The following is a 22,092-nucleotide window of genomic DNA, read 5'->3' on the forward strand; positions in this document are numbered from 1 at the left end:
ATCCGAAGTTACGGAGGGGTTGTCACGGCACTGTGCGGGTCAGCCTGCGGTGGGCGCACGGACACCCGTAGGTTGTGTAACAGCGCCCGTGAGCTGCGGTTTCCCGGCCTCAAACGGAATCTTCGCGTCAACTTCGAGTGAATCCCGAGGGGGGCGCCCGGCGGTGCGGAGGCGCCCCGGGACTCAGCTCTGCGGCAGCCGGTACATCCCGTGCGCGAGGGGCTCCACGAGCCCGTCCGACACCAGTCCGTCCAGCGCCCGGGCCCGCTGCACGGGCTCGTCCCACACCGTGTCCAGCACCGCCTGCGGAACCGGGCCCACCGCCTCCCGCAGCACCGCGAGCAGCTTGCCGCGCACCTGGCGGTCCGTACCGGCGTACGTCTGCCCGCGCCGTGGCGGCCCGTCGTGCGCGGGCTTGCCCGCCAGCCGCCACGCGCACAGCCCCGACACCGGGCAGCGGGCGCAGTCCGGGTTCTTGGCGGTGCACACCAGCGCGCCGAGCTCCATCGAGGCCGCCGCCCAGCGGGCCGCCGTCGGCTCGTCCTCGGGCAGCAGCTCCCGCGCCAGCCGGCGTTCGGCGGCGGTGGTGGCGTTCGGCGGGTACTCGACCCCGGTCGCGGCGCGCGCGAAGACCCGGCGCACGTTGGTGTCCAGCACCGGGTGCCGCTGCCCGTACGCGAAGGAGGCCACCGCGGCGGCCGTGTACTCGCCGATCCCGGGCAGCGCCAGCAGCTGCGCGTGGTCCCGGGGCACGTCGCCGCCGTGCCGTTCCGTTATCGCCGCGGCCGCGCCGTGCAGCCGCAGCGCCCGCCGGGGGTAGCCGAGCCGCCCCCAGGCCCGTACGGCCTCGCCCGGCGCCTCGGCGGCCAGGTCCGCGGGCCGGGGCCACCGGGCGAGCCACTGCTCGTACACGGGCAGCACCCGGCTGACGGGGGTCTGCTGGAGCATGAACTCGCTGACCATCACCCCCCAGGGGCCGGCCTCGGGGCGGCGCCAGGGGAGGTCGCGGGCGTGCTCGTCGAACCACGCGATGACCGGGGAGTGCAGCGCGCGGGCGGGTGCCACGCGGGACGCGGAGGTCTCGGAGGTCGCGGAGGCGTGTGAGGGAGATGCAGTCATGACAGACGGCATCCTGGCACGTTTCAGGTCCGGCGCGCGGGGCCCGGACCGGTGAACCAGACGGCCGCGCGGTTGCCGCTCCCCTGGACGGCGGTGATGAGCCTGATCATCGGACCGGTCAGCGCCGCCACGGCCAGGACGGCCAGCGAGGCCCCCAGCAGCAGGCCCATGCCGACGTCGTGCGGGTAGTGCACCCCGACGAAGACGCGGGAGAAGGCCATCAGCAGCCCCATCGGCAGCGTCAGCCACGCGAGACGGGGGACGGCCAGCGCCAGCGCGACGGCGGCGGCGCCGGCGATGGCGGAGTGGTTGCTGGGGAAGGACCAGTCCCCGTACGGCGGGCACGGGACGAGGGAGGCGGCCGCCCCGGCCACCGCCCGGCAGGGCCGTTCCTCGTCGATGGTGGACTTGACGAGCTCGGACGCGACGTACACGAGCGCGGTGACCAGCGGCGCCAGCACGGCCAGGGCGAGGGCCCGGGGATCTCCGCCCTGCCTGCCGCGCGCACGCCACCAGACGGATATGTAGAGCAGGCCGAACACCAGGAGGCCGTACTCGGTCCAGACCTCGACCACCTTCTGCACCCAAGGGGGCGTGGCGTGGGCGAAGTCGGTGATGTCGCGGTAGAGGTCGGAGCTGTCCATGGTCACTGACCGTACTCGGCGCTCCGCGGCTGTCGTGTCAGACCCCTGGCCGGATATGACCGTTCGCGAGTAGCCCCGCAGGATGATCATCGGCAAAACCTGCCGGACGTGCGGCATGTGGGGCGCGGAACGCGGCACGAGTTCTCGTAAGGTTCGGTGCGTGGGATCTCTGCGCAATCCGGTCGGGCCGCTTCCCTCCTCCATTTACTGGCGGCGGAGGGCCGTGCTGGCGTCCGTCGCCGCGCTCGTCGCGCTGCTCGCCGTATGGTTCGTCAGTTCCGGCGGCGGCAGGACGAGTACGAACGGCAAGGGCGGCGGCGACGGCTCCGGACCCGTGCGCACCATCACCCCCGGCCCCTCCGGCACCGGCCCGGCGATCAGTCAGGCCCCGGGCGGACGCGGGGACTCGGGCAGCGGCGGCGGTGCCACCGGCCCGGCGAAGAACGGCGACGCGGGCGGCACCGGTGCGGGCTCCGGCGGCGGCGCGGGCGCCTCGTCCTCCGGCGGCTCCGGCGGCGCGGCCCCCGCACAGGTCCCGGCGGACTCCCCGCTGCCGACGTGCCCCGCCAGCGCGTTGCAGTGGGAGGTCAAGAGCGTCAAGAACGAGTACGAGGCGAACGAGAAGCCCCGTCTGGAACTCCTCGTCCGCAACACCTCCGGCAGCACCTGCAAGTTCGGCCTCGGCCCGAAGCAGGCGGTGATGACCATCTTCCAGACGACGGGCGCCAAGGCCGTCTGGTCCTCCGCCGACTGCCCGACGGGCGCGGCCAACGCGTTCTACCGGCTGCCGGCCCAGGGCGAGACGAAGCAGTCGGTGGAGTGGGACCGCAAGCCGAGCGCGGCGGACCAGTGCCAGAACCCGCCGCAGGGCAACCCGGCGCCCGACACCTACGTGGTCGAGGTCAAGTCCCCGGGCCTCCCGGTGGCCCGCACGTCCTTCGTCCTGAAGCAGGACTAGCCTTCCGGACGCGTCGGCGCTTGAGGCGCGGGGTCCGGGGCGCAGCCCCGGGGGCTAGACGTAGCGTTCGAGGATCGAGGACTCCGCCAGGCGGGACAGGCCCTCGCGGACGCTGCGCGCACGCGCCTCGCCCACGCCGTCCACCGTCTGGAGGTCGTCCACCGACGCCGCCAGCAGCTTCTGCAGGCCGCCGAAGTGCTCCACCAGCCGCTCGATGATCGCCCCGGGCAGCCTCGGCACCTTCGCCAGCAGCCGGTACCCGCGCGGCGACACCGCCGAGTCCAGGGTCTCCGGCGAGCCCGTGTACCCCAGCGCCTTCGCCACGATCGCCAGCTCCAGCAGTTCCGGATGCGTCAGCGCGTCCAGCGCCGGCAGCGCCTCCTCCACCGTGCGGGAACGCTTCGCCGTCGGTTCCGGAACGTAGTCCCGGATCACCAGCTCCCGCTCCTGCTCGATGCCGACCGTCAGCTCGTCCAGCTGGAGGGAGAGCAGTCGCCCGTCCGTGCCCAGTTCGACCACGTACTCGGCGATTTCCGTCGCGATCCGGCGGACCATTTCCAGCCGCTGCGCGACGGCGGTGACGTCGCGGACCGTGACCAGGTCCTCGATCTCCAGCGCCGACAGCGTCCCCGCGACCTCGTCCAGGCGGAGCTTGTACCGCTCCAGCGTGGCCAGCGCCTGGTTCGCGCGCGACAGGATCGCCCCGGACTCCTCCAGGACGCGCCGTTCCCCGTCCACGTACAGCGCGATCAGCCGCATCGACTGCGACACCGACACCACCGGGAAGCCGCACTGCTTGGAGACGCGGTCCGCCGTGCGGTGACGGGTGCCCGTCTCCTCCGTGGGGATCGACGCGTCGGGCACCAGCTGCACGCCGGCCCGCAGGATCTTGGTGATGTCCTTGTCGAGGATGAGCGCCCCGTCGAGCTTGCACAGCTCGCGCAGCCGGGTAGCGGTGAACTCCACGTCCAGCACGAAGCCGCCGGTACACATCGCCTCGACGGCCTTGTCCATGCCGAGGACGATCAGGCCGCCCGTGTTGCCGCGGACGATCCGCTCCAGCCCGTCGCGCAGGGGCTGACCAGGCGCGACCGCGCTCAGCGAAGCGCGCATCAACGCCTCGTGCTTGGAGCTCGCGCCGGACTTCCCGGGTGCTGCTGCACCGTCCTTGGCTGCCACTGCACTCCTCCGGTCGCGGGTTGCGCCGCCGCGTACGGCCGGGCGGACCAGCACAAAGTCTACCGGCGCACGCTGCGCGCCCGCCGGGGCTTGGCCCGTACCGCCGCCACGACGCCCCGTACGGGCCCCGCGCCCCGCCCGTCGGGGGACCCCCGCCGGGCGGCGGCTCCGGCCGCGTCCGGCTCACGTCAGGCCGCTGACCTGGCGTTTGGGGCGCCGTCCGGACCCGTCGTCGGAGTAAAGGATTCCGTTACGCGGCTCCGGTGCCCGGCCCGCTGCCCGGCCCGCTGCTCGCCCCGCTACTCGGCCCCGTTGCCCGCCGCGGCCCGCTCCCTGGCCGGCGTACGCGACCGCCCGCGCGGCAGGACCCGCAGCGCGTCCCCCATGTCCGCCACCTCGGTCACCTTCATGCCCGGCGGCACCTTCCCCGGGTCCGCCGGGACCAGCGCGTGCGTGAAGCCGAGCCGGTGCGCCTCGGCCAGGCGCCGCTGCACGCCGGTCACCCGCCGCACCTCGCCGGCCAGGCCGACCTCACCGATGGCGACCAGGTTCTTCGGCAGCGGCACGTCGCTCGCCGCCGAGGCCAGGGCCAGCGCGATCGCCAGGTCGGCGGCCGGCTCCGTCAGCTTCACCCCGCCCACGGTCGCGCTGTAGATGTCCCGCTTGCCCAGCGCGGTGATCCGGCCGCGCTGCTCCAGCACCGCCAGCATCATCGAGACGCGCGAGGTCTCCAGGCCCGAGGTGGTGCGGCGCGGGGAGGGGATCTGCGAGTCGACGGTGAGCGCCTGCACCTCGGCGACCAGCGGGCGCTTGCCCTCCAGGGTCACGGTCAGGCAGGTGCCCGGCACCGCCTCGGCGCGCCGGGTCAGGAACAGCCCGCTGGGGTCGGCGAGCCCGGTGATGCCCTCGTCGTGCAGCTCGAAGCAGCCGACCTCGTCCGTGGCGCCGTAGCGGTTCTTCACGCCGCGCACCAGGCGCAGCCGGGCGTGCCGGTCGCCCTCGAAGCTGAGCACCACGTCCACGAGGTGCTCCAGCAGGCGGGGGCCGGCGATGGCGCCGTCCTTGGTGACGTGGCCGACGAGGAGGGTGGCCATGCCCCGCTCCTTCGAGGCGCGGATCAGCGCGCCGGCGACCTCGCGGACCTGGGCCATGCCGCCGGGCGCACCGTCGATCTCGGGGGAGGCGATGGTCTGTACGGAGTCCAGGACCAGCAGCGAGGGCTTCACCGCGTCGAGGTGCCCCAGCACGGCGGACAGGTCGGTCTCGGCGGCGAGGTAGAGGTGGTCGTTGAGGGCGTTGATCCGGTCGGCGCGCAGCCGCACCTGGCTCGCCGACTCCTCGCCGGTGACGTAGAGGGTGCGGTGGTCGCCGGTGGCCGCCTTCGCGGCGACGTCCAGCAGCAGCGTCGACTTGCCGACGCCCGGCTCGCCGGCCAGCAGGACCACGGCGCCGGGGACGAGGCCGCCGCCGAGCACGCGGTCCAGCTCGTCCACGCCGGTGCTGCGGGCGGTCGCGGTCCGCCCGTCGACCTGGGCGATCGGCAGCGCGGCGGCCGAGACGCGGCCGGCCGCGGTGGTCCGTACGGCGGGCGCGCCCATCTCCTCGACGGTCCCCCACGCCTGGCACTCGGGGCACCGGCCGAGCCATTTCACGGTGGCCCAGCCGCACTCGGAGCAGCGGTAGGACGGCCGGTCCTTGGCGGATGAGCGAGATGTACGGGCAGCCATGCCGCCCACGGTAGCCGCAGCCACCGACAACGCCCGACCGGCCGGGACGGTCGGGCACGCGGCCCGTCGTCAGGGCCGCTGTCAGCGGAGTGGCGATCTGTTCACCCTTAAGGGCTAAAAGCCCGGAAGGCTTCCGGAGGGTCACCGGCGCGCCGCCTACGGTTCGCCGAGTGAAGAGCAGCGACCAGGGAGACCCCGTATCGCGCACCGGCGCACACCCGGCGCACAGGCGCACACCCCCAGCGGAATGGACGGGTCCGGCGGGTGGCGCGGAGGGCGGTACGCGTGGCGACACGGGTGGTGCGCAGGGTGCACCTGTTGCCGGTGGTGCGTCCGATGCGGTAGTGGCCCCCGGGACGGGTGCTGCGGCCGACGCCGGGGACACCCTGCGGCTGGAGGTTCCCGAGCCCCCGCCCTTCCGGCACGAGCCCTACCTGGACGGGCTCTTCACCTACTGCCTCTCGGTCCTGTGCGACCACGAGGCCGCCGCCGACGTGCTAGGCGACGTCCTCGCCGTGGCCGAGCGGCACCCCGGCCGATGTCCCGACGAGGGCGACCGCCGGGCCTGGCTGTACGCCCTCGCCCGCTGGGCCTGCCTGCGCCGGCTGGCCGAGCGCAGGCGCGTACGCCAAGGGGCGCATTCCACCCGGCGCACGCCGGAGTACACCGGCGCCGATCACGCGCCCCGGGCGCACCGCCCGCTCGACGTCAGCGCCTACCACCGCACCGAGCTCGCCCGCCTCGCCTGGCCCGAAGCCGCCGGCACCACCCCCGAACAGCGCGAAGCCCTCGAACTCGCCGTCCGCCACCGCCTCGGCGTCACCGAACTCGCCGCCGTCCTCGGCACCGCCCCCACCACCGCCCGGGACCTGCTCTCCGGCGCCGCCTGCGAAGTCGAACGCACCCGCGCCGCCCTCGCCGTCGTCGAGACCGCCAACTGCCCGGCCGTCTCCCGCATCACCGGCGACGACGACGGCCCCGGCCCCGGCCAGGTCCTCCTCTCCGCCACCCTGCGCGCCGAGCTCGTCCGCCACGTCGACGACTGCCCGCGCTGCCGCCGCGTCGCCGAACGCGTCGGCGCCGGCGCGCCCTGGCCCGGCTCCGGCGGCATCGACGCCGCCCTCCCCCTCGTCCCCGCCCCCCGCACCGCCGTCCACGCCGCCATGCTGCGCTCCGGCCGGCGCCGCGGCGGCCGCCCCGGCCCGCGCTTCGACCGCACCGGCTTCCCCATGGACCCCAAGGACCGCGCCGCCCGCCGCGACCGGTTCCGGGCCCGCGCCGTGACCACCACCGTCGTCGCCACCGTCGTGGCGGCGCCCGTACTCGCGCTGTGGGCCGCGTACCGGGGCGCACCCTCCACCGGCGAACCCGTCGGCGGCGACGGCACCCGCATCTCGGCCAGCGAGTCGCAGATCCCGCCCCCGTACGTCGCCGGCCGCCCCCTCACCGGGTACGAGAACACCGGGAACACCGCCCACACCACCGGCGAGCCCGGCTTCGCCCCCGGCAGCGAAGCCCCCGACGTCTCCGTCGAGGTCATCAGCGCCGGCACCCCGGCCACCCCCGAGGCCGGCGGCCCCGGCGCGCCCGGCCGCCTGACCGTCGCCGCCGCCACCCGCGGCGCCACCACCCTGCTCACGCTCACCGCCTCCGGCGGCAGCCCGGTCGACTGGCGGCTCTGGTCGGACGCGCCCTGGCTGCGCGCGAGCCAGACCGCGGGCACCCTCGCACCCGGAGAATCGGTCACCCTCCGGATCACCGTCGACACCGCGGCCCAGCCCGTCGGCGCCTGGACGGCCCGGGTCGGCGTCGACCCCGGCGGCGCGGTGATCTCCCTCCAGGGCCGCGGCCGCCCCGCCCCCACCACCGAGCCGACCCCGCCCGCCCCGGACCCCACCCCGACGCCCCCGGCCCCGACACCGACCCCGACGCCCACGCCGACGCCCCCGGACCCCACGCCGACACCGACCCCGACGCCCACGCCCACCCCGACGGACCCGGCGACCCCGGCCCCGTCCTCAGGAGGAACGGTTTCCCCCGACCCGGGGGCCGGCCCGCCGGCCGGCTGAGGCGCCCGGCTGCGTACCTACTGCGGGTCGGCGGGATGCGGGGCCATCGGCAGCAGCGACGCCAGCCGCGCCTCGCACAGCTTCACCAGCTCCGCGTAGCCCTCCGCGCCCATCAGCTCCGTCAGCTCCGCCCGGTACGACACGTACACCGGGTCCCCGGCGCCGTGCGCGGACGTCGCCGACGTGCACCACCAGTGCAGGTCGTGCCCGCCCGGGCCCCAGCCGCGCCGGTCGTACTCGCCGATCGACACCTGGAGCACGCGGGTGTCGTCCGGCCGGTCGATCCAGTCGTACGTCCGCCGGATCGGCAGCTGCCAGCACACGTCCGGCTTCGTCTCCAGCGGCTCCTGGCCGCTGCGCAGGGCCAGGATGTGCAGGGAACAGCCCGCGCCGGCGGGGAAGCCGGGCCGGTTCAGGAAGATGCAGGCGCCGTCCCAGCGGCGGGTCTGCTTGTCCCCGTCGTCGTCCAGCTGGGTCCAGCCCGACTCGCTGCCGACGTCGTGGAACTGCCACAGCTCGGGCGTGAGCCGGGCGACGTGCTCGGCGACCCGCTTCTCGTCGTCCTCGTCGGAGAAGTGCGCGCCGAGGGTGCAGCACCCGTCGGACGCCCGGCCCGCCTGGATGCCCTGGCAGCCGCTGCCGAAGATGCACGTCCAGCGGGAGGTCAGCCAGGTCAGGTCGCAGCGGAAGACCTGCTCGTCGTCGGCGGGATCGGGGAACTCCACCCAGGCCCGGGGGAAGTCGAGCCCCTTCTCGTCCGACACCTTGGCCTTGGGACCGGTCTTGGGTCCGGTCTTGAGTCCGGCCGTGGTGCTCTTGGCCCTGTCGCTCTTGTCGCTCTTGTTGCTCTTGCTGGCCTTCTTCGAATTTGGCACAAGCCCAGCCTAAGCGCCCCTTCCTCCACCGCTCCGCGTTCGGCCCAGTAGCGTTTCCCGTATGAGACTCGGTGTCCTTGACGTGGGTTCGAACACGATCCATCTGCTGGTGGTGGACGCGCACCCCGGCGCGCGCCCGCAGCCCGCCCACTCGCACAAGGTGCAGCTGCGCCTCGCCGAGCTGCTCGACGAGCGCGGCGCCGTCAGCCCGGACGGCGTGGAGCGCCTCGTCTCGGCGATCGCCGGCGCGGTGCAGGCGGCCGAGGACAAGGGCTGCGAGGACGTGCTGCCGTTCGCGACCAGCGCGGTGCGCGAGGCCCCGAACGCCGACGAGGTCCTCGCCCGGGTCAAGGAGGAGACCGGCATCGAGCTGCCGGTGCTCAGCGGCGAGGACGAGGCCCGGCTGACCTTCCTGGCGGTCCGGCGGTGGTTCGGCTGGTCGGCGGGGAAGCTGCTGGTCCTCGACATCGGCGGGGGCTCGCTGGAGATCGCGTTCGGCATGGACGAGGACCCCGACGCGGCCGTGTCCCTGCCGCTGGGCGCCGGCCGCCTCACCTCGGCCTGGCTCCCGGGCGACCCGGCGGACCCGGCGGACGTACGGGCGCTGCGGCGGCACGTGCGGGCGCAGATCGCACGGACCGTCGGCGAGTTCAGCCGCTTCGGGGCGCCGGACCACGTGGTGGCCACGTCGAAGACCTTCAAGCAGCTGGCCCGCATCGCCGGCGCGGCCCGCGAGGCCGACGGCCCGCACGTGCAGCGCGAGCTGACGCGGAAGTCCCTGGAGGAGTGGGTCCCCCGCCTGACGGCGATGACCACGACGGAACGCGCCGCCCTCCCCGGCGTCTCGGAAGGCCGCGCCGCCCAGCTCCTGGCGGGCGCGCTGGTGGCGGAGGCGACCATGGACCTCTTCGGCGTGGACGAACTGGAGATCTGCCCCTGGGCCCTCCGCGAGGGCGTCATCCTCCGCAGACTGGACCACCTGCCGTAGGGGTACGGGGCCTGCGTACGCATCTTGCGGCGCGGGCCCGCCATCTCCCCCTCGAGGGGTGGGGGGCAGGGCGGTGCTTGCCCACCCGGCCCCTCGTCTGCGGGCCGGTGGCTGGGGGGCGGGGTGCCCTCGGACGGTCTCAGAGCAGGTTGGGGGCTTCCCGTCAGTCCCATCGTCCTTCCGGTTCGGGCCGGTCCCTCAAGGGCGCTCCTTCGTCGCGTCACTTCGTGATCGCCTTCGGCGACCCTTGACAGGCCGTCCCGAACCGGAAAGCCGAAAGACTGCCGGGAAACCCCCAAAGAAACGGGACGGTTCAGAGGAGGGCGGACGGGTCTCTCAGGGATGAGGCGAGGGGCCGGACGCCGGCCCGCCCGACATCCGGGGCCTCAAGAGTCCGGATTCCGGGCCAGGGGCGCGGCAACCCGCACCAAAGGTCGATCCGGGCGACCTGGGAAGCCCCCAGACGCGACAGATCGCTACGCGCTCCTCCCGTCTCAGCGTCCGACGACCGCCTTGGGCTGATACCCGCACGAGAAGCCGATCAGAGCGGCTCATGGGGCACCCAGGCGCGTCAGTTCGCTACGCGCTTCTCTGATCTCGGCGGCCGGCCGCCGTCTTGAGCCGGTCGTCGGCCATACAGAAGACTCACGCGCCCCTTTTGCCCCTGTATGGGCGTCTGTTGTGGGGTCGGATGGCTCTCTGTCGGAGTCTGCGGGTGAAAAGGACATCCGCAGACTCCGGCAAGCCGCCAAAGGCCCCGCGAGAGGGGGCGATTCGCCCCTCCAAGGCCCTCACCTGCCCCTTTCGTGCCCTATCCCAGCCCCAGACGGCCCTCCGACGCCGAGCCGGGAGAAGCGCGTAGCGATCCACCGCGCCTGCGCGCCTCCTGGACTGCGGTGATCGTCTTCTCGTGCGGGTATCAGCCCAGGACGGTCGTCGGACGCCATGCCAGCAGGAGCGCGTAGCGATCTGTCGCGCCTGTCGGCTTCCTGGGCTGCTCTGGTCGTCTTCTCGTGCGGGTTGTCGCGCCCCTGGCCCGGAATCGCAGAGGGCAGGGGCCGGATGTCGGGCGGGCCGGCCCCGGCACCTCGCCTCATCGCTGACGGACCCGCTCCTCCAAGGATCGTCCGTCCCGTTTCTTTGGGGGTTTCCCGGCAGTCTTTCGGCTTTCCGGTTCGGGCCGGTCGGTCAAGGGTCGCCGAAGGCGATCACGAAGTGACGCGACGAAGGAGCGCCCTTGAGGGACCGGCCCGAACCGGAAGGACGATGGGACTGACGGGAAGCCCCCAACCCGCTCTGAGACCGCCCCGGGGGATACCGCCCCCCGCCCCCCCCGCCTGGGCGCCGAAGTGCCTGGCGGGGTCGCGTGCCTGGCGGTCGGCCGGGCCGTGTCCCTGCGCCTCTGCGGCGCCGGTTTTCAATCGAAAAGTATGACGAAAGTGCTGCCGCTTACGGTTCGGCGGGGAGGGGCCCCGTAACCTGTCACCGTGGCAGATCCGCTCCGTATCCCGAACAGCCGGACCCCGAAGGTCGCCCTGTCCACCGCCTCCGTGTACCCGGAGTCCACGGCGACCGCCTTCGAGATCGCCGCCCGTCTCGGCTACGACGGGGTGGAGGTCATGGTCTGGACGGACCCGGTGAGCCAGGACGTCGACGCGTTGCGCCGCCTGTCGGACCACCATCAGGTGCCGATCCTGGCCGTGCACGCGCCCTGTCTGCTCATCACCCAGCGGGTGTGGTCCACCGATCCGTGGACCAAGCTCCAGCGGGCGCGGGCCGCCGCCGAGCGGCTGGGGGCGTCGACCGTCGTCGTCCATCCGCCGTTCCGCTGGCAGCGGCAGTACGCGCGGGACTTCGTCTCCGGGATCTGGCGGATGGCGGAGGAGACGGATGTGCGCTTCGCCGTCGAGAACATGTACCCGTGGCGCTACCGGGACCGCGAGATGCTCGCGTACGCGCCCGAGTGGGACGTGACGAAGGACGACTACCGGCACTTCACCGTGGACCTGTCCCACACCGCCACCGCCCGGACCGACGCCGGCGCGATGATCGACCGGATGGGCGACCGGCTGGCGCACGTCCACCTCGCCGACGGCAACGGCTCCGCGAAGGACGAGCACCTCGTCCCCGGGCGCGGTACGCAGCCCTGCGCCGAGCTGCTGGAGGGGCTGGCCCGGCGTTCCTTCGACGGGCACGTGGTGATCGAGGTCAACACGCGGCGCGCCATGTCCTCCGCCGAGCGTGAGGCCGACCTCGCCGAGGCGCTGGCCTTCACGCGGGCGCACCTCGCCGACCCGGCCGGGCGCCGGTGAGCGAGCCCGTGAAGCGGCGGCGGGGGCCCGGCCGGCCGCGTCAGGACGAGGCCGACGACGGGCCCGGCACCCAGGAACGGATCCGGCTGGCGGCCCGCGAGGTGTTCGCGGAGCGCGGCTACGACAAGACGTCGGTGCGCGGGATCGCCAAGGTGGCCGGGGTGGATCCGGCGCTGGTGCACCACTACTTCGGTAGCAAGGACGACCTGTTCGCCGCCGCCGTCGAGGTGAGCCTGGAGCCGGCCCTGGTGGTTCCGGCCATCCTCGGGGAGGGCCCGGACGGGATCGGGGAGCGGCTGGTCCGGTACTTCCTGGGGGTGTGGGAGAACCCGGTGACGCGGGTGCCGCTGCTCGCCGTGATCCGGTCCGCGCTGACGCACGAGGCGGCCGCGAAGGTGCTGCGCACGCTGGTGCTGCGTCGTCTGCTGGAGCGGATCGCCGCCGACCTGGACGTCCCGGATCCGACGTTCCGGGCGGAGCTGGCCGCCTCGCACATGGTCGGGATCGCGATCCTGCGGTACGTGGTGCAGGTCGAGCCGCTCGCGTCCGCGGACCAGGAGGACATCGTGGCCCTGGTGGCTCCGACGCTGCAGCGCTACCTGACCGAGGAGTGACGGGGGAGTGACCGAGGAATGAGCCCTCCGTCCCGGCATCCGGACGAGCTGTCCGGATCGCGGGCGGTGGGCGTAGCCTCGTAACCGAGCCATATCCACAGTCGCGGCTGACCGTACAGCCGCACTCATGGGGAGTGAAACCGCATGCCCGAGCTGAGGTCCCGCACCGTCACCCACGGCCGCAACATGGCAGGCGCTCGTGCGCTGATGCGCGCGTCGGGCGTAGCGAGCGAGGACATCGGGAAGCCGATCATCGCGGTCGCCAACTCCTTCACCGAGTTCGTCCCCGGCCACACCCACCTGGCGCCGGTCGGCCGCATCGTCTCGGACGCGATCCGCGCCGCCGGCGCGATCCCCCGCGAGTTCAACACGATCGCGGTCGACGACGGCATCGCCATGGGCCACGCCGGCATGCTGTACTCGCTCCCCTCCCGCGACCTGATCGCGGACAGCGTGGAGTACATGGTCGAGGCGCACTGCGCCGACGCCCTGATCTGCATCTCCAACTGCGACAAGATCACCCCCGGCATGCTGATGGCCGCGCTGCGCCTGAACATCCCGGTGGTCTTCGTCTCCGGCGGTCCGATGGAGGCCGGCCAGGCGACCCTGGTGGACGGCACCGTCCGCAAGCTGGACCTGATCGACGCCATGGTCGACGCCTCCAACGAGAACGTCTCGGACGAGGACGTCCTGCGCATCGAGGAGAACGCCTGTCCGACCTGCGGTTCGTGTTCGGGCATGTTCACCGCCAACTCGATGAACTGCCTCGCCGAGGCCATCGGCCTGGCCCTCCCGGGCAACGGCTCGGTCCTCGCCACGCACACCGCCCGCCGCGCCCTGTACGAGGACGCCGGCCGCACGGTCGTGGAGATCACCAAGCGCTACTACGAGGGCGGCGACGAGTCGGTCCTGCCGCGCAACATCGCCTCCCGCGAGGCCTTCGAGAACGCCATGGCCCTGGACATCGCCATGGGCGGCTCGACCAACACGATCCTGCACCTGCTGGCCGCCGCGCAGGAGGCGGGCCTGGACTACGACCTCAAGGACATCGACGCGGTCTCGCGCCGCGTGCCGTGCCTGGCCAAGGTCGCCCCGAACGTCGCCCCGGGCGGCACGTACTACATGGAGGACGTGCACCGCGCCGGCGGCATCCCCGCCATCCTCGGCGAGCTGCACCGCGGCGGGCTCCTCAACAAGGACGTCAGCACCGTCCACTCCGACGGCCTGGACGACTGGCTCGCCAAGTGGGACGCCCGCTCCGGCACGGCGTCCGAGGAGGCCATGGAGCTGTGGCACGCGGCCCCCGGCTGCAAGCGCTCCGCGACCGCCTTCTCCCAGTCCGAGCGCTGGGAGAGCCTCGACCTCGACGCCGAGGGCGGCTGCATCCGCTCCGTGCAGCACGCGTACTCCAAGGACGGCGGCCTCGCCGTCCTGCGCGGCAACCTCGCCGTCGACGGCTGCGTGGTGAAGACCGCCGGCGTCGACGAGTCGATCTGGACCTTCGAGGGCCCGGCCGTGGTCTGCGAGTCGCAGGACGAGGCCGTCGACAAGATCCTCCGCAAGGAGGTCCGGCCCGGCGACGTCGTCGTCATCCGCTACGAGGGCCCGCGCGGCGGCCCCGGCATGCAGGAGATGCTCTACCCGACGTCCTTCCTCAAGGGCCGCGGCCTCGGCAAGGTCTGCGCCCTGGTCACGGACGGCCGCTTCTCCGGCGGCACCTCGGGCCTGTCGATCGGCCACGCCTCCCCGGAGGCGGCCTCGGGCGGCGACATCGCCGTCGTCCGGGACGGCGACCGGATCCGCATCGACATCCCGAACCGGTCGATCGAGCTGCTGGTCTCCGCCGAGGAGCTGGCCGCCCGCCACGCGGAGCTGGGCGGCGTGTACGCGCCGAAGAACCGCGAGCGCACCGTCTCGGCGGCCCTGCGCTCCTACGCGGCGATGGCCACCAGCGCCGACAAGGGCGCGGTGCGCGACGTCACGAAGCTGGGCTGAGCCTTCCGGATCCCGTGAACCCCGCCGAGGTGGCCTACCACCCGGCGGGGTTCCGCGCGTCCTGGGCGAAGACCGTGCCGTCGGGTGCGCAGGCGTAGACGCGGCCGTCGGCGACCACGGGGGAGGGGATGGTGGCGCTGAAGGTGTTCTGCGGGGCCATGCGCGGCTTGGTCTGGCCGAGGGGGTTGCCGGCGGTGTCGTATGCCAGCAGCCGGCCGTCCCCGGCCGACAGGTAGATGCGTCCGTCCGCGAACACCGGCCGGGACGCGAACGCCGCCCCCGTCTCCACCCGCCACAGCTCCTTCTCCCCGCCGATGGCGACGAGACCGCCCCGCGTGCCGAAGGCGTACGCCGTCCCGTCCGGGGCCACCGTCGCCTCCACCTCGTACAGCGGGGCCGACAGCTGGACCCGGCGTACGGCGTGGCTGACCAGGTCCACCCGCGCGATCCCGGCCGTTCTGACGCCGGGGGCGTTGTCGAGCAGGTACAGCGCGCCGCGGGCCGTTCCGATCGGCCGCAGTTCTCCGGCGGCCCGGGTCTGCCAGCGCACGGCACCGGTGGCCGGGTCGATCTCGGTGAGCTGGGTGGCACCGCCGTCGGGGTCCGCCGTCGCGGAGTAGAGGACGGGCGCGCCCGCCGCTCCGGCGCCGCCCCACCACACCGCTGCGGCGCCGGGGATGCGGCGGCTCCACTTCTGGGACCCGCCCGCTGCGTCGAGGGCGGTGACCGTGCCGTCCGCCGCCACCGTGACCACGTACGGGCCCGCCGTCACCACGCGCGTGCCGGAGGCCAGCTTCCGCTGCCAGCGCTCGGCGCCCGTGCCCGGCTCCAGTGCCTGGAGCAGCTGGCTGCCGGGTGCCATCGCCAGGACCGCTCCGGCCGAGTACGACGGGGCGGTGCTGCCGGCCACGCCCCGGACGGGCGCGTCCGCGCGTACGGCCCAGGTCGTCGAACCGTCGGCCGGGTCGAGCCGGGCGCCCGCCAGCCCCGGCCCCGAGCAGAACAGGCCGTCGGCGGCCGCCGAGCAGGACATGGGGGGCGTGCCCGGTGAGACCGACCACGGGGTGAACGCCGGCTCCGGTCGCGCCGGGGCGTGGGCGGCGGGCCCTCCCGGGGCGTCCGGGCCGGCGGCCCACCACAGGTACCCGCCGGCCGCCCCCGCCGTGAGCAGGACACCGAGCCCGGCCGCCAGCAGCGCCGGCCGGATCCGGCGCCGGCGCGCGGCGGGCGCCGGCTCCGTCGGGATCCGCTGCCGCTGGTGGGTCGGCTCCCCGTCCGCCACCGGCCGCCGCGGCTGCGGGATGAACGCCTGGGTGTCCTCGCTCGTCGGGTACGCGATGGCGCGCATCTCCGCGATCAGCGCCTCGGCGGTCGGCCGCTCGGCGGGGTCCTTCGCCAGGCACCGCGCCACGATCGGCAGGAGCCGGGCCGGCAGCCCCGTCAGGTCCGGCTCGCTGTGCACGACCTGGTACGCCACGAGGTAGTGGCTGTCGGAGTCGAAGGGGCCGCGGCCGGTCGCCGCGTGCACGAGCACCGCGCCCAGCGCGAACACGTCCGCGGCCGTCCCGACCTCCCGGGGCCGCTGGAACTGCTCGGGCGCCATGAAGGGCGGTGTCCCGATCAGCTTGCCGGTCTCCGTGCGCAGGTCGCTGTCGGCCGGTCGCGAGATGCCGAAGTCGATGACGCGGACCCCGTCCGGCGCCATCAGCACGTTGCTCGGTTTCAGGTCCCGGTGCACCACCCCGGCGCGGTGGATGTCCCGCAGCGCCTCCGCCAGCCCGGCCGCGAGCCGGGTCAGCTCGACGGGGTCGAGGACGCGCTCGCGCACCCGCTCGGAGAGGGTCGGCGCGTCGATGAACAGGGTGGCCATCCACGGCCGCTCGGCATCGGGGTCGGCGTCGACGACGGGAGCGGTGAAGGCCCCGCTCACCCTCCGCGCGGCCGCGACCTCCTGCCGGAACCGCGCCCGGAACTCCGGGTCCACGGCGTGCTGCGCGTGCACGACCTTGACGGCGAGTTTCAGCCCCGAACTGGAGGCGGCCAGATGGACGACGCCCATGCCACCGGAGCCGAGCACGGATTCGAGCCGGTACTGCCCGGCGTACTCCGGAAACCCGGCGTAGTCCGCGCGCCGCGACTGCACCGCTCACCACCCCCGACGGAGCCTAGTCGATGGCTCGTGGCAACATCCAAGGGCTTGCTACCCTGCGCGCGTTGCGCAGTGCAACACCCATGGGGGGAGACTTCACATGTCCGTAGAGAACGAATCGAGCCAGGTCCACAGCCTCTCGGGCGACGCGGGCCCGACCTTCCCGACCGCTCCCGGCTACCGGGTCAACGTGCGCAGCGGACCGGGCACCAACTACCCGATCATCGATTACGTCCCCGTCGGCGGTTCCGTGACGATCCGCTGCCAGTGCCCCGGCACGACGGTCTCGGGGCCGTACGGGACGACGGACCTCTGGGACTGCGTCGGCAACGGCCGCTTCGTCTCCGACGCCTACGTCCACACCGGCTCCGACGGCTACGTCGCCCCGCGCTGCGGCTGAGCCGTTCACCGTACTGCCAGGTGAGACACCCCCGGCGGGCCGCCCCGTCGGGGGGATAATCGCGGATGTGAGCGAAGAGCAGCAGCGAGACCAGAGCACCCCCATCGCGCCGGCCGCCGGGCCGCAGCCCGAGCCGATCCGGTTCTTCGGCACCACCTGGGTGGACCACACGGGCGGCTACGCCCTGCGCCGCGCCGCCCTCGCCGCCGGCTCCCTCCTCGCCGCCGCGGCCGGCGCCTACCTCCTGCGTTTCGCCTACGAGGGCCTGGAGATCGGCAACGTCGGCCCGTTCCTCAGCATCTCGGTGATCGTGCTGTTCGCGATCGCCACCGCCATCGCCTTCGCCAAGACCTGGGAGTCCTTCGGCCGCCGCCCGCGCCCGTCCTCCGACGAGGCCGCCCTCAAGGGCCTGAAGACGATCGGGTTCATCGGCTCCCTCGCCGCGTACTTCCTGCGCAGCCTGTCCGAGGCCCCGGGCGAGAAGCTCCGCCGTACCGAGTACGAGCAGGCCGTGGCCGAATTCGGCCGCCGCCGCAGCGCCCGTACGGGCAACCCGGCCGCGCGCCGCCCCAAGCGCAGGAAGTAGCCCGGCCGCTTCCGGTACCGCGGCGGTCGAACACCCGGCTCATTGACGACCGGCACCGCCGGCAGCATTATTCATCACATGATGAATAACCAGCCGGAGGAACCCCCTCCCGCCGTACACGCCCACGACCTCACCGTCCGCCGCGGCACCGGCCGCCACCCCCGCACCGTCCTCGACGGCATCGGCTTCGATGTCCCCCGCGGCCGCATCACCGGCCTCCTCGGCCCCTCCGGCTGCGGCAAGTCCACCCTCATGCGCGCCGTCGTCGGCACCCAGGCCCACGTCACCGGCACCCTCGACGTCCTCGGCCACCCCGCCGGCCACCCCGCACTCCGCGCCCGCATCGGCTACGTCACCCAGGCGCCCTCTGTCTACGACGACCTCACCGTCCGGCAGAACCTCGACTACTTCGCCGCCGTCCTCGACCCCGGCCGCACCGCCGCCGAACGCCGCCGCACCGCCGTCGAGCAGGCCATCACCGACGTCGACCTCACCACCCGCGCCACCGCCCTCGCCGGCAACCTCTCCGGCGGCCAGCGCAGCCGCGTCTCCCTCGCCGTCGCCCTCCTCGGCACGCCCGAGCTGCTCGTTCTCGACGAACCCACCGTCGGCCTCGACCCCGTCCTGCGCCGCGACCTGTGGAACCTCTTCCACGACCTCACCGCCCGCCGCGGCACCACGATCCTCGTCTCCTCCCACGTCATGGACGAGGCCGAACGCTGCCACGACCTCCTCCTCATGCGCGACGGCCGCATCCTCGCCCAGGACACCCCCGAAGCCCTCCGCACCCGCACCGGCACCGCCACCGTCGAGGAAGGCTTCCTCCGCCTCGTCGACGAAGCGAACGCGAACGCGCACACGCCCGCCCAGGCCGCACACCTCACCAGGGAGACCCAGCGATGAACGGCGCCCGCACCCTCGCCACAGCCGCCCGCGTCCTGCGCCAGCTCCGCCACGACCCGCGCTCCATCGCACTGATGCTGCTGGTCCCCGTGCTGATGCTCACCCTGCTGCGCTACGTCTTCGACGGCAGCCCCCGCACCTTCGACGGCACCGGCGCGTCCCTCCTCGGGATCTTCCCCCTCATCACCATGTTCCTCGTGACCTCGATCGCCACCCTCCGCGAACGCACCTCCGGCACCCTCGAACGCCTCCTCGCCATGCCGCTGGGCAAGGCCGACCTCATCGCCGGCTACGCCCTCGCCTTCGGCGCCGTCGCCGTCCTCCAGTCCCTCCTCGCCACCGGCCTCGCCCTCTGGCTCCTCGGCCTCCACGTCACCGGCTCCGCCTGGCTGCTCCTGCTCGTCGCCCTCCTCGACGCCCTCCTCGGCACCGCCCTCGGCCTCTTCGTCTCCGCCTTCGCCGCCTCCGAGTTCCAGGCCGTCCAGTTCATGCCGGCCGTGATCTTCCCGCAGCTGCTCCTGTGCGGCCTGTTCGCACCCCGCGACACCATGCAGCCCGTCCTCGAGGGCCTCTCCGACGTCCTGCCCATGTCCTACGCCGTCGACGGCATGACCCAGGTCCTCACCCACACCGACATGACCGCCGACTTCGTACGCGACGCCGTCGTCGTCGCCGCCTGCGCGCTGCTCGTCCTGGCCCTCGGCGCCGCCACCCTCCGCCGCCGCACGCCCTGACCACGGAGCGGACACCCCCTCGCCACCACGCGGACGGGTGCAAGGATGAGGGCGTACGTCCTGAAGGTTCGTTCGGCGAGGTGAATCGGGCATGACCCAGACAGTCGCAGTCCTCGGTACCGGCAAGATCGGCGAGGCCCTGCTCAGCGGGATGATCCGCGGCGGATGGCCGGCCGCCAAACTGCTCGTCACCGCCCGCCGCCCCGAGCGCGCCGAGGAACTGCGCACCCGCTACGGCGTCGAGGCCGTCAGCAACGCCGAAGCCGCCAAGCGCGCCGACACCCTCATCCTCACCGTCAAGCCGCAGGACATGGGCAAGCTCCTCGAAGAGCTCGCCCCGCACGTCCCCGCCGACCGCCTGGTCATCAGCGGCGCCGCCGGCATCCCCACCGCCTTCTTCGAGGAGCGGCTCGCCCCCGGCACCCCCGTCGTCCGCGTCATGACGAACACCCCGGCCCTCGTCGACGAGGCCATGTCCGTCATCTCCGCCGGCAGCCACGCCACCGCCGCGCACCTCGCCCACGCCGAGGAGATCTTCGGCGGCGTCGGCAAGACCCTCCGCGTCCCCGAGTCCCAGCAGGACGCGGCCACCGCCCTCTCCGGCTCCGGCCCCGCCTACTTCTACTTCCTCGTCGAGGCCATGACCGACGCCGGCATCCTCCTCGGCCTGCCCCGCGCCCAGGCCCACGACCTCATCGTCCAGGCCGCCATCGGCGCCGCCGTCATGCTCCGCGACAGCGGCGAACACCCCGTCAAGCTCCGCGAAGCCGTCACCTCCCCGGCCGGTACGACCATCAACGCCATCGTCGAGCTGGAGAAGCACGGCGTACGAGCGGCCCTGATCGCCGCCCTCGAAGCGGCCCGCGACCGCAGCCGCGAACTCGCCACCGGCAACAGCTGAGACGGGGGAGGGGCCGCGCCCGCGGGGCCCCTCCCTCCCCCCTCACGCCGGCAGCAGCCCGATGGCCTCGTACGCACGGTCCACCACCGGCCGCGCGATGTCCCGCGCCCGCGCGGCCCCCTCGCGCAGCACCCGCTCCACCTCGCCCGGATCGGCCGCCAGCCCGGCATGCCGCTCCCGCAGCGGCCGCAGCAGCTCCACCACGGCCTCGGCGACGTCCCGCTTCAGCGGCCCGTACTGCTCGTACCCCTCGGCCAGCTTCTCCGGCTCCCCGCCCGTACAGGCCGCCAGGATGTCCAGCAGGTTCGCCACCCCCGGCCGCGCGGCCCGGTCGTAGACCACCCCGCCGTCCCCGCTGTCGGTCACCGCGCGCATCACCTTCCTGGTGATCACCGCCGGCTCGTCGAGGAGATAGACGATCCCGGCCCCGCTCTCGCTCGACTTCCCCATCTTCGACGTCGGGTCCTGGAGGTCCATGACCCGCGCACCCACGGCCGGCAGCGTCACCTTCGGCACCGTGAACGTCGGGCCGTACCGCTGGTTGAACCGCACCGCCAGGTCCCGCGTCAGCTCCACGTGCTGCCGCTGGTCCTCACCGACGGGCACCTCCTCCGCCGCGTACGCCAGGATGTCCGCGGCCATCAGCACGGGATACGTCAGCAACGACAGCCGTACGCCGTTCCCGGCGGCCTCCGCCTTCGCCGCCTTCTCCCGGTACTGGATCATCCGCCGCAGCTCCCCGTCGGCGGCGGTGCACTCCAGCAGGTAGGACAGCCGGGTGTGCTCGGCGACGTGGCTCTGTACGAAGAGGGTGCACCGCCGCGGATCGAGGCCGGCGGCGAGGAACAGCGACGCCGCCTGCCGGGTGAGGCGCCGCACCCGCGCGGGATCGTGCTCCGTGGTGAGCGCGTGCAGGTCCACGACGCAGAACAGCGCGTCGGAGGGCGCGTGCTCGGCCGCGACCCACTGCCGCAGGGCCCCCAGGTAGTTGCCCAGCGTCAGGTGCCCGGACGGCGTGATCCCGCTGAAGATCCTCGTCATGTCTGCTGCTCTCCCTGTGCGTACGTGAGTGGAGCCACCGGGCCGGCGGCCGCGCCACTCCCTGGGGAGAAACAGAAACGGCCGCCGTAGCGGCGGCCGTGAGCGCGTGCGTGCTCGTGTCGGGGGTCGGCCGCCGTCAGGCGGCCCACCAGCGAAGGCTGAGCGTGAGCACGTGCGTGGTCATGGGGCCCAGCGTAGACCCGCGGACGTGAGGAGCACCTGAGGTTTTCCGGCCAGTCGCCGCCCGGTCAGCGGGGGGTTGACACGCGTGTGCCAGGTCCGTAAGGTTCTTCGAGTTGTCCGACGTGAGAGCCGACCCCGGTCGGTCCCCGGACAGCCATCCCGCACTACGACATTCGAACGAACGACTCACTTCGTCGTCTCGTTTTCATGCGTATTTGCGAATGAGGAATCCGCGTTCCAGGACGCAGCCGCCGATTGGCTTCGGGGGCAGGGAATCCGCTACTGTCTCACTCGCCGGAAGGGCCCAACGCCCCGAAAGGCAAACCCCGCTGACTGGGAGTCAGGCCCGAAAGGATCTGATAGAGTCGGAACCGCCGGAAAGGGAAAGCGCGAAAGCGCAGGACCTGGAAAGCAAGCGAGAAAGACTCTGATAGAGTCTGAATCGCAAGAACGAAAGCCCGGAGGAAAGCCCGAGAGGGTGAGTACAAAGGAAGCGTCCGTTCCTTGAGAACTCAACAGCGTGCCAAAAATCAACGCCAGAAGTTGATACCCCGTCCACTCCGGTGGATGAGGTTCCTTTGAAAAAGACCTGTCGGGCCCTCGGGCACTGGCAGGCAACGAACACAGCGAGGACGTTGTGGTCAGTCGGTCTTATTCCGACCGTGACTGGCCCGCTCTTTCGTGGTGTGGACCGGATTACCGGTAAACATTCATG

At 73.2% G+C, this 22,092-nt stretch carries 18 protein-coding genes and 1 rRNA gene (1 of these 19 only partly in view); 12 read left to right on the forward strand and 7 right to left on the reverse strand.

Annotated elements, in window-relative coordinates; genetic code table 11:
- Positions 1-183: 183 nt before the first annotated feature.
- Together ABD973_RS18110 and ABD973_RS18115 are read right to left on the reverse strand one after the other, a co-directional pair.
- Positions 184-1,119: an HhH-GPD family protein gene (locus ABD973_RS18110; protein WP_125821499.1), complete on the reverse strand. Its 936-nt coding sequence runs from the start codon at positions 1,117-1,119 to the stop codon at positions 184-186.
- Positions 1,120-1,142: 23 nt separating this feature from the next.
- Positions 1,143-1,763, reverse strand: a complete 621-nt coding sequence (locus ABD973_RS18115; RefSeq protein ID WP_125821498.1) for a phosphatase PAP2 family protein — start codon at positions 1,761-1,763, stop codon at positions 1,143-1,145.
- Positions 1,764-1,986: 223 nt separating this feature from the next.
- On the opposite strand from ABD973_RS18115, the gene ABD973_RS18120 reads away from it, so the two are divergent.
- A complete protein-coding gene (locus ABD973_RS18120) occupies positions 1,987-2,721 on the forward strand; it encodes a hypothetical protein (RefSeq protein ID WP_306463758.1) in 735 nt (244 codons plus the stop codon).
- 54 nt (positions 2,722-2,775) lie between these two features.
- On the opposite strand, the gene disA is transcribed toward ABD973_RS18120, so the two are convergent.
- A complete protein-coding gene (gene disA / locus ABD973_RS18125; RefSeq protein WP_007264801.1) occupies positions 2,776-3,900 on the reverse strand; it encodes a DNA integrity scanning diadenylate cyclase DisA in 1,125 nt (374 codons plus the stop codon).
- Between the two features lie 299 nt (positions 3,901-4,199).
- Entirely contained in the window at positions 4,200-5,627 is a 1,428-nt protein-coding gene (radA, locus tag ABD973_RS18130; protein ID WP_125821497.1) for a DNA repair protein RadA, read from the reverse strand.
- 344 nt (positions 5,628-5,971) lie between these two features.
- Between radA and ABD973_RS18135 the strand changes: the two genes are divergently transcribed.
- Complete coding sequence (locus ABD973_RS18135; protein ID WP_386382880.1) at positions 5,972-7,696, forward strand: BACON domain-containing protein; 1,725 nt, start codon at positions 5,972-5,974, stop codon at positions 7,694-7,696.
- A 17-nt stretch (positions 7,697-7,713) separates the two neighbouring features.
- On the opposite strand, the gene ABD973_RS18140 is transcribed toward ABD973_RS18135, so the two are convergent.
- Complete coding sequence (locus tag ABD973_RS18140) at positions 7,714-8,460, reverse strand: DUF3109 family protein (RefSeq protein ID WP_125604164.1); 747 nt, start codon at positions 8,458-8,460, stop codon at positions 7,714-7,716.
- Positions 8,461-8,632: 172 nt separating this feature from the next.
- Between ABD973_RS18140 and ABD973_RS18145 the strand changes: the two genes are divergently transcribed.
- The 4 genes from ABD973_RS18145 to ilvD all read left to right on the forward strand — a co-directional run bounded on the left by ABD973_RS18145 (position 8,633) and on the right by ilvD (position 14,480).
- Positions 8,633-9,559 carry a Ppx/GppA family phosphatase gene (locus ABD973_RS18145; protein WP_125821496.1) on the forward strand — a complete coding sequence of 309 codons (927 nt, stop codon included), beginning with the start codon at positions 8,633-8,635 and terminating at the stop codon, positions 9,557-9,559.
- A 1,487-nt stretch (positions 9,560-11,046) separates the two neighbouring features.
- Positions 11,047-11,871: a sugar phosphate isomerase/epimerase family protein gene (locus ABD973_RS18150; RefSeq protein ID WP_125602089.1), complete on the forward strand. Its 825-nt coding sequence runs from the start codon at positions 11,047-11,049 to the stop codon at positions 11,869-11,871.
- A complete protein-coding gene (locus ABD973_RS18155; RefSeq protein ID WP_125821495.1) occupies positions 11,868-12,485 on the forward strand; it encodes a TetR/AcrR family transcriptional regulator in 618 nt (205 codons plus the stop codon). The genes ABD973_RS18150 and ABD973_RS18155 overlap by 4 nt, the downstream gene beginning before the upstream one ends.
- A gap of 144 nt (positions 12,486-12,629) precedes the next feature.
- Complete coding sequence (gene ilvD / locus ABD973_RS18160) at positions 12,630-14,480, forward strand: dihydroxy-acid dehydratase (protein WP_345500910.1); 1,851 nt, start codon at positions 12,630-12,632, stop codon at positions 14,478-14,480.
- 34 nt (positions 14,481-14,514) lie between these two features.
- Here the strand turns inward: ilvD and ABD973_RS18165 are convergent, their stop codons facing one another.
- On the reverse strand, positions 14,515-16,623 hold the full coding sequence (locus tag ABD973_RS18165) for a protein kinase domain-containing protein (RefSeq protein ID WP_241253282.1): 2,109 nt from the start codon (positions 16,621-16,623) through the stop codon (positions 14,515-14,517).
- A 106-nt stretch (positions 16,624-16,729) separates the two neighbouring features.
- On the opposite strand from ABD973_RS18165, the gene ABD973_RS18170 reads away from it, so the two are divergent.
- The 5 genes from ABD973_RS18170 (at position 16,730) to proC (ending at position 20,153) form a co-directional block, all read left to right on the forward strand.
- Positions 16,730-17,029 carry an SH3 domain-containing protein gene (locus ABD973_RS18170; RefSeq protein WP_125602080.1) on the forward strand — a complete coding sequence of 100 codons (300 nt, stop codon included), beginning with the start codon at positions 16,730-16,732 and terminating at the stop codon, positions 17,027-17,029.
- 58 nt (positions 17,030-17,087) lie between these two features.
- Positions 17,088-17,615, forward strand: coding sequence for a hypothetical protein (locus tag ABD973_RS18175; protein WP_125821494.1), 528 nt, complete (start codon positions 17,088-17,090; stop codon positions 17,613-17,615).
- 78 nt (positions 17,616-17,693) lie between these two features.
- Positions 17,694-18,518, forward strand: coding sequence for an ABC transporter ATP-binding protein (locus ABD973_RS18180; RefSeq protein ID WP_125821493.1), 825 nt, complete (start codon positions 17,694-17,696; stop codon positions 18,516-18,518).
- On the forward strand, positions 18,515-19,252 hold the full coding sequence (locus ABD973_RS18185; protein WP_125602070.1) for an ABC transporter permease: 738 nt from the start codon (positions 18,515-18,517) through the stop codon (positions 19,250-19,252). Before ABD973_RS18180 ends, ABD973_RS18185 begins: the two co-directional genes overlap by 4 nt.
- 91 nt (positions 19,253-19,343) lie before the next feature.
- Positions 19,344-20,153, forward strand: coding sequence for a pyrroline-5-carboxylate reductase (proC, locus tag ABD973_RS18190; protein ID WP_125602067.1), 810 nt, complete (start codon positions 19,344-19,346; stop codon positions 20,151-20,153).
- Positions 20,154-20,195: 42 nt separating this feature from the next.
- Here proC and trpS read toward each other — a convergent pair whose 3' ends face one another.
- Complete coding sequence (gene trpS / locus ABD973_RS18195; RefSeq protein WP_125821492.1) at positions 20,196-21,194, reverse strand: tryptophan--tRNA ligase; 999 nt, start codon at positions 21,192-21,194, stop codon at positions 20,196-20,198.
- Positions 21,195-22,086: 892 nt separating this feature from the next.
- On the opposite strand from trpS, the gene ABD973_RS18200 reads away from it, so the two are divergent.
- Positions 22,087-22,092, forward strand: a 16S ribosomal RNA gene (locus ABD973_RS18200); it runs 1,518 nt beyond the window's last position.

This window comes from Streptomyces racemochromogenes, from assembly GCF_039535215.1.
Classification (GTDB): Bacteria; Actinomycetota; Actinomycetes; order Streptomycetales; family Streptomycetaceae; genus Streptomyces; species Streptomyces racemochromogenes.